This window comes from Psychrobacter sp. Ps3, from assembly GCF_022129275.1.
Taxonomy (GTDB): Bacteria; Pseudomonadota; Gammaproteobacteria; order Pseudomonadales; family Moraxellaceae; genus Psychrobacter; species Psychrobacter submarinus.
The window spans coordinates 1-9455 of sequence record NZ_JADQAL010000055.1; the positions used below are offsets into that span (position 1 = coordinate 1).

The window sequence follows — 9455 nt, forward strand, 5'->3', positions numbered from 1 at the left end:
CTCGCTTGCCTTTACGAGTGCCACCAAAGTATGATTCGTCTACTTCGATTTCGCCCTCAAATAGACCAGGGTCTTGACTGTTCTCGTAAATAAGCAGTCTTAGCCTATGAAAGTAATAACTGGCTGTGGTTTTATTAACACCAACTAAGCTTGCTGCTGTTCTGGCAGTAGAACCGGCAACAAATAACTCGATGAGTCTGCTTTGTTTATACCAACTTAGTTTACTCTTTCTCATAGTGCTATCCTAAATAATTTTACTTATCTAGGACAGCCCCAAAAATTTTTGCTAGGTGACTTCGTAAAAATCGGGGTTTGATTATTATCGTCAGGCTGCGTAATTAAAATCTCCCAAGTTTATGTGTACGGATTTGACGGCAGGGGTCAAGGGCGCGTCTTCAATTCACTCAATAGTTATCTAAATGTGTTGAAAACTACTATCAATAAAATATAGCAGATATATGGTAAACGCATCTGCTTAAAGCTTTATACAAGTCTTAACGCTCACCTAATCCTTCAGAGAATGTTTTGGTGATAGGCTTGGTAATATAGGACAGCACCGAGCGTTCTTTGGCTTTGATATCGACTGAGGCTGTCATACCTGGTTTAATGACTATTTCGTCACGGTGGTCTTCAAACTCGGCGCCCGTAATTTTGATTTGCGCTCGATAATACGGCTCTTCACCTTTCGGTGTTTGCTCCATCAGAGTATCGGGACTGATATAAACCACATTGCCATTCATAGCACCAAATATAGAATAATCATAGGCATCCAGCTTGACAGTAGCCGCCTGACCTTCCTTCACATAAGCAATATCCATTGGGCTAATCTTGGCCTCAACGATGAGATCGCTACTGGTTGGCAATATTTCCATAATAATCTCACCAGGCTTTACGACCCCGCCAATAGTGGTAATAAGGATGTTATTTACCTTACCATCGGTTGGGGCATATAGGTTTTTTTCTTGCAATACTTGCGAGTAGTCGCGCAGCTGCTCAAGCTCAGTATTGAGTTCCTCTTGCGCCTTGGTCATTTCCGACTGCGCTTCTTCAAAGTATTTATTGCGTTTGTTGGTGATTTGCGCCTGTATTTCTGCCACTTGCCGACGGAGCTTAATTACATCAGCCTGACTGACATCTCCATGAGCAAGTAAAGGCTCGTTCATACTCAGCTCTTGATTTGCCAATACCATCATTTTTCGTAAAGAACTAACATCCTGCTCGATAGCACGGCGGCGGCGATTGTACAGTTGCGTTTGATTGTTTATATATTCATCATACTGCAAAATATCATCTGGAAACGTTAATGGTCGCTCATATATTTCAGCTTCAAGTCGAGCCAGCTTGGCTTTTAGGGCTGCTATTTTAGAGCTTGCATTGGCGACTGCCGCTTGTGCCCGCTCTTCTTCTAAGGTAACAACCAGTTGCCCTTTAGTGACGTCTTCACCTTCTTTGACTAAGATATCAGTCAATACGCCACCCTCAACCGCTTGAATGTCTTGTGTACGAGCACTAGCGATAACAGTTGCTGTGGCTCGAGTCACCTGATCTATTTTTGCAAAATAAGCCCAAATAACTAATACAATGATACCGAATAGAGCGCCCCAAATAATGATACGGGTACGTCCAACTTTAGGATCATAAGACTTATGTTGGTAATTATTCATTGGCTTGCCCCACATTATCATCTTTATCAGACTGATCATCAGCTTTCACTTCAATACTTGAGGTTTTTTTACTGATAACACGAGTTTTTGGTTGGCTGACCTTTACTGCGGTTTTATGAGCAGGTTTTCGCTCTTCATTGCTTTGTAATTGGGCCAGCACTTTTGATTTTGGCCCATCCATCACGATTTTTTGATTGTCCATAATGATGATGCGATCAACCAATTGCAGCAGTGGCATTTTGTGAGTGGCCACGATTAAAGTATGATCTTCTCCAAAATGCTTATGCAACACATCGATACACTGTGCTTCCTGCCGATTATCCATAGAGGCGGTTGGCTCGTCCATCAATACCACTGAAGGCTTGGTTAATACTAAGCGTGTAAAAGCAACCAACTGTTTTTGTCCTCCTGATAATCCCTTGCCTCCTTCACTAATAGGCAGATCTAAACCACTAGAGTGGCTGGCAACTAGTCTAATCAGTCCCGTCTTGACCAACGCATCATACATAACGTCATCGCTAGGCGCTGGTAAGCCGATCAATAGGTTTTCTCGTAGCGTGCCCTCAAAAAGGCGATGATCCTGTTGTAGGTAGCCCACTTGCGCACTCAAAGACTCACGACTGATCTGCTGCATGTCAAGCCCGTCTAACAGTATCCGTCCTTGGGTCGGCGCGTATAACCCAGACAGTACCTTGAGCAAGGTAGACTTACCTGAGCCGATAGGTCCTAAAATTGCAATACGCTCGCCTGCTTTAATCTGTAGCCTACTGATAGCTAAAGCGGGCTGATCATTATTTTGGTAGTTGAATATCACTTTTTCTAAGTCAAAATTACCTGAGATATGACTGGGCGATAACGGGTGACTGACACCGTGATTGTCTTGCTCTAGTGAGAACAACTGCTCTATATTAAGTTTGGCAGCTTTGGCATGTGAGTGCTGTACCAATAGATTAGGAATACCCATTACTGGTGCTAAAATACGACCGCCTAAGATTGAGCAAGCGATCAAGCCACCCATGGTCATATCTCCTGACATCACTACAAAAGAACCCACAATCACAATACCGACATAGCTGACCTGCTGTATCATCTGTGACAAGTAACTTAGGTTGTCATTGGCATGCTTCATATCCAAATCATTTTTGGTGGTGATGTTCATCACATCAAGCCAGCGTGACAAAAACTTCCAGTTGCCTGATCCAGCCTTAATCGTTTCAACGCCTTCTACCGTCTCTACTAAGATACCTGTCTTGCGATAAGAGGCTTGCGTGCCCACAGCGGCGATACTGTCGATTTTTTTGCGTGCACTAAGACCTAGTACAATCGCCACCACGGCGGCAACAATAGGCACTAAAGCGACTAATGGATTACCAATAATAATAATAAGGGTCACAAATATGATCGCCATCGGTATATCGACCAAACCAAACAACGTACTTGCTGTGTAAAAACTGCGAACCTGCTCATATCCACGCAGTTGCGCTGCCATAGACCCCACAGACCCTGGCATCTGATCGATACGCACGCCTAATAGACGCTGAAAAACCTCACGTGATAAATACTGGTCGAGATTGACCACCACTTTGTCCATAATCTTGGAGCGGGCAAACTTCATAAAAGTTTCAAATAAGATGACCAGACCTACTCCACTCGCTAAAATAATCAAAGTGTATTCGCTACGAGTTGGAATCACACGATCATAGACCTGCATCGAAAACAGCGATACGGCAAGCGCCAACATATTGATTAAAAACGAGGCAACAACTGCCTCTACAATAATGCCACGGTAGTTTTTGAGGTCTTTTTTGAGAATTTGATCAAAAGACAGCTGCTTGCGTTTGCTGGGTTCCTCTCCTAAGCGCACACGCAATAACTGGCTAAAAGCCTCGCTTGCATGCACACTCTTGCCCTCAGACTGGCGAAACTGCCACAGCCCTTGCGGGGTTTGCTGCTCAATCACACCCCAGCCTTGTGTAGGATGTAAGGCCAGTAAAGGTAGAAAAGCTGCATCTGGCATGGGTAATGCCTCTGGCAGTTGCTCAACCCCTAATTGCTCCAGTACCTTAACAACACTAGATAGAGTCGTCAGCTCCATTTGTTGATGCAGCACGCCATGGAGACGGACATTATCTACAGGATAGCCTTGCTGGGTAAGTAAAGTACGTAACGCAGTGGCCAATTGTGTTGCTTGTTCACTCAATTGCTCATCAGCAGTAGGTATCGATAGCTGGGCGGCGGTATTTTTTGCAGCGTCATTTGGTGATTCATCATCGGCTTTGGCCTCATCAGAAGCTGAAAAAGGGGTACTCATGATACATATATCCTACTGGTTTACTGGGAGGGGATAAGTGTTTACCCCTGTCGCACTCTTGGGCTTGGCGACATGATCTGATTGCAATACGACTGGCTCAATAACTGCCTGATCGGGCACCTGCCTAGCAGCATCTTGACGAATAAACCAGTTTTTGACGGGATCTAGTGGGCGGAACAGCGGGTCTGGCTGACGACTTTGATCAAACTTCTGCCATGGCATCATGCCAAAATCAACTTGCAGTTTATAATATGCTGCAATAATAGACGTTCGTGTCTCAACCAACTGCGCCTGATATTGAGAATGCTCGCGCACCGCATTGAGCACCTCAAGCCAAGACTTGCGTCCAGCGATAAACTGGCGGCGATAAGAGCTCACCACAATCTGTGCGCCTGCGACTGCTGCGATCAAAGAGCGCTCTTGATCCTTAGCACTAGCAAACTGCTGATATTGGGTTTGGATAGTCTCAAGCACTTGTCGTCTTGACGCTTCTTTTGACTGTGAAAGGCTGTTTACTCGTGAGGCTGATGCTCGGGCTAGTGCCAAATTAGATAGACCCGCTCCTGGATCGTAGCTTAAGCCTACCGAAAACTCACCTTCACTATTATTCTGATTGTTGTTTCTATTTTCATCATGATAATAGTCGTATTCGTACTGTGCATAAAAAGTCGGATAACGCGCCGCCTGCAATGACTTAACTTCTTGCTTAGCCGCTTCGACTTGATAATGCCCTTTTACCACAGTAGGATTATAAAAGCTGGCCTGATCGAATGCCATTTTTTCAAAGGTTTGAGAGTAGCCTTTGGCATAGCTGACAAGCTCACCGATATTCGGCACTGGCAGATCAGCTGCTGACAGCTTACGACCAGTGATTTGCTCTAATCGAGCGATAGCAATACGCTGCTGCTCTACTGCTGCTTGATACGAGTTTTGCTCTTGTAAGATGCGATTGGTTACTAAATCCATCTCGATACGCGCCGATACACCTTGATTGACTCGGCGCTGCATCATTTCCTCAAACTCTATCAACAGTTGCAGATTATCATAATAGACTTGCTGCTTAGACACAGCAGTGATATAGCTTTGCCATGCCTCAATGGTGGTTTTAGCGACTTGATTCTGTTGCTCGTAAATATACTCTGTGGCTGCTTTATCATCAAAAAGTGCTTGATTGACGTTGGCAGTAAGCTTGCCACCCGTCCATAATGACTGCCGTAGCTGAAACCGAGAGACCATGCCATCGTCACGATCATAGCCTGATGACAATGTCGGTGCTGGTAGCAAGTTGAGCTTGGCAGCACGGATACTCTCTGTCGTCGCCTGCTGCTCAGCACGTGCCGAACCTATCAAAGGATGACTATCCACTGCGTGACGAATCAGACCATCAATATGACCATTCATGGCTATGTTCGATATAGCATCATATGGTGTTGTTACTGACATAGGCATGACTACTTTTGCTGAGTTGTCAGCAGCCACAGCGACAGTCATAGACGATACTAATAGCATGCTGATACTCAGCACTGAACAAGGCGCGCTCAAAATACGGTAACGATTCACACTCATAACATCAGGCTCAATTAAAAAAGGATAGTGTGTTGGTGGTGTTCTAAAAAGTATGCTGTCATCAGACGTAGCCATAATTGACATAAAAGAACACCAAATCAAACACCTTAAAGTGATTATCAAGCTTCTTAGAGAAGCAGCAGGTTTTTCTAACGGCACGACGTAGTCGATGTCTCAGGCGGCAGTTATTACCTTCAATGCCTACCGCATGTTGTTTGCCAATTCGTTTGTTATCACTTTTAAAGGCGGTTATAAAACTGTCCCAGTTGTCCATACTGATAGAGCCATAGCTGACTGTAAGCTGCTTTAAACGTGCTCTTAACTTCTTAGCTGTTTTTAGGTCACGTTTGCCCCAGACATAAGCGACAATCTCATTAGTAGCATGGTCATAAGCGTAGATAAGCCAGACTTTACGCTTCTTGCGATACACGTAAGTCCAGAACTCATCAACCTCTAACCGTCATTAGCCGTATAAGGTCTTCTATTTGAGAGTGACAGCCATTATAGGTTAAGGCATGGTCACCAATAAATTGTCGTTTGCAGTCTTTACATTGGTAGTTTTGCTTACCATAGCTTTTTATGCCATTTTTCTTTAAACTGGGACTGTGACAGTCGGGGCAATTGATATCTATTTGTGTCTTCATAACCTCAAATATATCATCTTGCTTTGGCTGTCACCCTCCTTTTATCTCCTCAGCATACTTTCTGATACACCACCAGTGTGTTAATATTCAATCTATTGATATTCATGGAGATTTATCGCTTATGCCAGTGCTAGAAAAAACGCCAAAACATAGAACCATCACCGCTATAATATTGGCGCTACTGCTACATTTGATGGTTGCACTGGTATTGTACGTAACCCTATATGAAAGGCTGGACACTGACACTCAGCAAGCGACTCATCACACTCAGCCTGCACCCATTGTAGCGCAATCGCATGATACGTCGCAAGTCAACGTAACCCAGTCAACTGAACGCCATGATAACAAAAAAACCATGATAACAAAGCAAAAAACCGACCTGCCAGCGATAACAACTCCTACGCAGAAAGTAGCGCAAGCATCAAAAGATGCCAGCATAGCGAAAGATAAGGCACCCAAGCAACCTGCTAATATGCTAGCTTCTACCGTAAATCAAAACCCATTAAATTCCAGTACTAATACACCAGATCTCGATACGTCAAGTAATAAAACGGCAAATACCAGGGCGAGCAATAACAACACATCTCAAACTGCCAAAAATGATACTTATAAAAATAGCCGTAGCGCTAACGACAACTCGACTCAGCAGCTACAAACCACTGTAGAATATGAGCACTTAGAGGATGAGCTAGAAGAGAACGCTGAGCGTCTATTTGCTCTCATCAATACCGTTAAAGAGCGCAATCAGCAACAGATCAACGAGCAGCAAGCCAGTCAATCTATAAAGTCGCCTAAAACTACTGAGCAAATGACGACACCTGATTATCCCATCTCCCCTATTACCTCATTAGACAAGTCAAAAAACAACTAAATACGTAACAAAGAAGCCATCACAAGTATGGCTTCTTTGTCACAGTTATAGATAAGGTTTGGATTAGATAATAGTGGTAGTAATATCAGTATCAATCATCACGTTATGAGTACCATTACTATCACTAAAGCTATAGATATCATAGGTATTACCGTTTTGGGTCGTGGTATTGTTGGTATTGGTCCAATCATTACCAGCTAGCTGCACACTATCAGCAGTATCTCCATCGACAAATATTGTATCGTTGCTATCAGTCATATTAATAACGTCACTAGTCTTTAGATTAGTCAATGACTGTGCCCCATCACCTAACTCAATAAGCTCCATATTATCAATCTTATTGCTATCAAAGCTACTAAAATCAATACTGGTATCTACCAGTAGCGTATCAAAACCTGCACCACCATCCATCGAAGCTTTATCTGCTGAAAACTCAATGGTGTCATTGCCTATATTATCCGTTACCTGTACCTCGAACCCTATCGTAGAGGATGAGCTATCGCCATTTGACTTTTCAGTAGACGTTACTATGAAAGTCACATCAAGTGAAGCGGCTGTAGTATTATCTCCAACAACAAGCTTAAAGTCCTTATATTCATTTGTACCTGTATCACCTACTGCTGGAGTATAGTTGGCGATACCGTCGGCGCCTACAGTTACAGAATGATTTGTACCGCTTGCATCCGTAAAAGAAAGCATTGCACCAGCTGGTAAACCGGATATTTCAAATGACAAGTATTCCGAACCGTCAATGTCAGTTGCTTTCAGATTAATACCCGTTAAGTCAATACTATCTGAGGACTGACCTTGATAGCCCATATTCACAGGATAGAATCCAGTGTCTTCTTTCCCATCAATACCAGCATCATAGCCACCTAAAACATAGCTCGTATCTTGTAGACTATTTTCTATAGCACCCACATTCGGATAATATTTCATCTCCGACCCATCAGTATTTTGAACTTCGAAATTATAATTACCTATATTGCTCGCATTGTGGGCATAGAACTGAAAACTATAAAAACCTGATTGGGTTACGCCAAACTCACCTTCTCCGCTGGTACTAGTGCCTTTCCAATTTACATGTAGTGAAGACACATCATCACCAATGACAATCGCAGCACTATCATCACCACTTCCTGAATATTTATAGGTTTGACCAACCTCAAGGAATACATAACCAAAGATATAAACTGCATCGAAAGTAGGTAGGTCATCATCAGCTAGACTACTTGTGGTACCAACACCAGATGTAGTGACAGCGGATTGAACCGCCCCGACTATATCGGAGAGTGGATTGCTTGAGTCAGGCAGCTTTGTCTGACTCACAAAGACTATCATAGTATCGTCTCTCAAACTCAAAAGGCGACACATAGCCAATCGTACTATGAATGCGAGTTTTGTTAAACCAATCGACCCATTCAAGGGTTGCTAATTCAACATCACTCACACCTTGCCACTGCTGTTTTAAATATTCAATCACCTCCGTTTTATAAAGTCCGTTAACCGTTTCAGCCAACGCATTATCGTATGAATCACCCGTTGTACCAACAGATGCAATGACGCCAGAATCAGCCATCTTATCAGTATAGCGAATCGATAAGTACTGAACGCCGCGATCACTATGATGAATCACATCTTTAGGATGGTTTCTGTCTGCAATGGCTTGGTTTAGTGCTGCCATCACCATATCAGTGTTCATACGATCTGATACTTTCCAGCCAACAATAGCGCGAGCAAACACATCAATAATAAAAGCGGTATACACCCAGCCGCTTATCGTCTTGATATAAGTAAAGTCTGCCACCCAGAGCTGGTTAGGGCGATGAGCGCTAAAGTTACGATTGACTAGGTCATCAGCACGCTTTTGATCATCACGGCTGTGAGTTGTTATTTTACCCTTACCTCGCCAAATACCCTGCATTCCATGCTGACGCATTAAACGCTCTACAGTGCAGCGTGCAGGATGTATACCCTCTGCTTTCAACTGTTGCCAGACTTTACGAGTACCATAACGGCATTTGCTGTCCTGCCAGATGCGCCTGATTTCACTGATGTAGAAGTCGTCATGTTGACTGCGTAATGAGCGCTTGTCAGGGCAGCTCTCCAAGTCTTTAGCACGGTAATAGGTTGATGGAGCAATCGGCAAGACTCTACAAATAGCTGGAATGCCATAAATAGATTTATTCTCGTCGATGAATTGAACCATCACTAAGGTTTGCGGTCTATTTCCGCCTGGGCGAAAAAAGCGGCTGCTTTCCTTATGATCTCATTGGCTTGTTTTAATTCTTTGTTCTCACGTTCAAGCTCTTTGATGCGCTCGGCTTGGCTTTGAGCTTGAATCTTTGCAGGAATGGTTTTATCAATGTGCTTTTTATGCCATGATCGTAGGGTCTCAG

The 9455-nt window shown here is 43.6% G+C and carries 5 protein-coding genes, 3 pseudogenes and 1 other annotated feature; of the genes and pseudogenes, 1 reads left to right on the forward strand and 7 read right to left on the reverse strand.

The features are described 5' to 3' along the window. The 5 genes and pseudogenes from I3248_RS11605 to I3248_RS11625 form a co-directional block, all read right to left on the reverse strand. Window positions 1-235: pseudogene (locus I3248_RS11605) on the reverse strand (IS1595 family transposase); the annotation flags it as partial. A gap of 259 nt (window positions 236-494) precedes the next feature. Beyond that, window positions 495-1664: an HlyD family type I secretion periplasmic adaptor subunit gene (locus tag I3248_RS11610; RefSeq protein ID WP_238063899.1), complete on the reverse strand. Its 1170-nt coding sequence runs from the start codon at window positions 1662-1664 to the stop codon at window positions 495-497. Continuing rightward, window positions 1657-3975 (reverse strand): type I secretion system permease/ATPase, encoded by a 2319-nt coding sequence (locus tag I3248_RS11615; protein ID WP_238063901.1) that lies wholly within the window; start codon window positions 3973-3975, stop codon window positions 1657-1659. Before I3248_RS11615 ends, I3248_RS11610 begins: the two co-directional genes overlap by 8 nt. A 12-nt stretch (window positions 3976-3987) precedes the next feature. Continuing rightward, the gene (locus I3248_RS11620) at window positions 3988-5541 is read right to left on the reverse strand and encodes a TolC family protein (RefSeq protein ID WP_346268431.1); all 1554 of its coding nucleotides are present in this window, start codon (window positions 5539-5541) and stop codon (window positions 3988-3990) included. A gap of 61 nt (window positions 5542-5602) precedes the next feature. Further along, a pseudogene (locus I3248_RS11625) lies at window positions 5603-6185 on the reverse strand (IS1 family transposase). 121 nt (window positions 6186-6306) lie between these two features. Here I3248_RS11625 and I3248_RS11630 point away from each other — a divergent pair. Continuing rightward, entirely contained in the window at window positions 6307-7056 is a 750-nt protein-coding gene (locus I3248_RS11630; RefSeq protein ID WP_238063902.1) for a hypothetical protein, read from the forward strand. Between the two features lie 63 nt (window positions 7057-7119). Here I3248_RS11630 and I3248_RS11635 read toward each other — a convergent pair whose 3' ends face one another. Together I3248_RS11635 and I3248_RS11640 are read right to left on the reverse strand one after the other, a co-directional pair. Beyond that, on the reverse strand, window positions 7120-8385 hold the full coding sequence (locus I3248_RS11635; protein WP_238063904.1) for a hypothetical protein: 1266 nt from the start codon (window positions 8383-8385) through the stop codon (window positions 7120-7122). Next, window positions 8363-9455, reverse strand: a pseudogene (locus I3248_RS11640) (IS3 family transposase); the annotation flags it as partial. The gene I3248_RS11635 and the pseudogene I3248_RS11640, both read right to left, overlap by 23 nt. After that, window positions 9191-9307 (reverse strand) — a sequence feature (AL1L pseudoknot). (Overlaps the previous pseudogene by 117 nt.)

Coding starts and splice junctions, on each gene's coding strand:
- I3248_RS11630 (WP_238063902.1), top strand. CDS start 6,307: ATGCCAGTGCTAGAAAAAACGCCAAAACATAGAACCATCACCGCTATA.
- I3248_RS11620 (WP_346268431.1), bottom strand. CDS start 5,541: ATGAGTGTGAATCGTTACCGTATTTTGAGCGCGCCTTGTTCAGTGCTG.
- I3248_RS11615 (WP_238063901.1), bottom strand. CDS start 3,975: ATGAGTACCCCTTTTTCAGCTTCTGATGAGGCCAAAGCCGATGATGAA.
- I3248_RS11610 (WP_238063899.1), bottom strand. CDS start 1,664: ATGAATAATTACCAACATAAGTCTTATGATCCTAAAGTTGGACGTACC.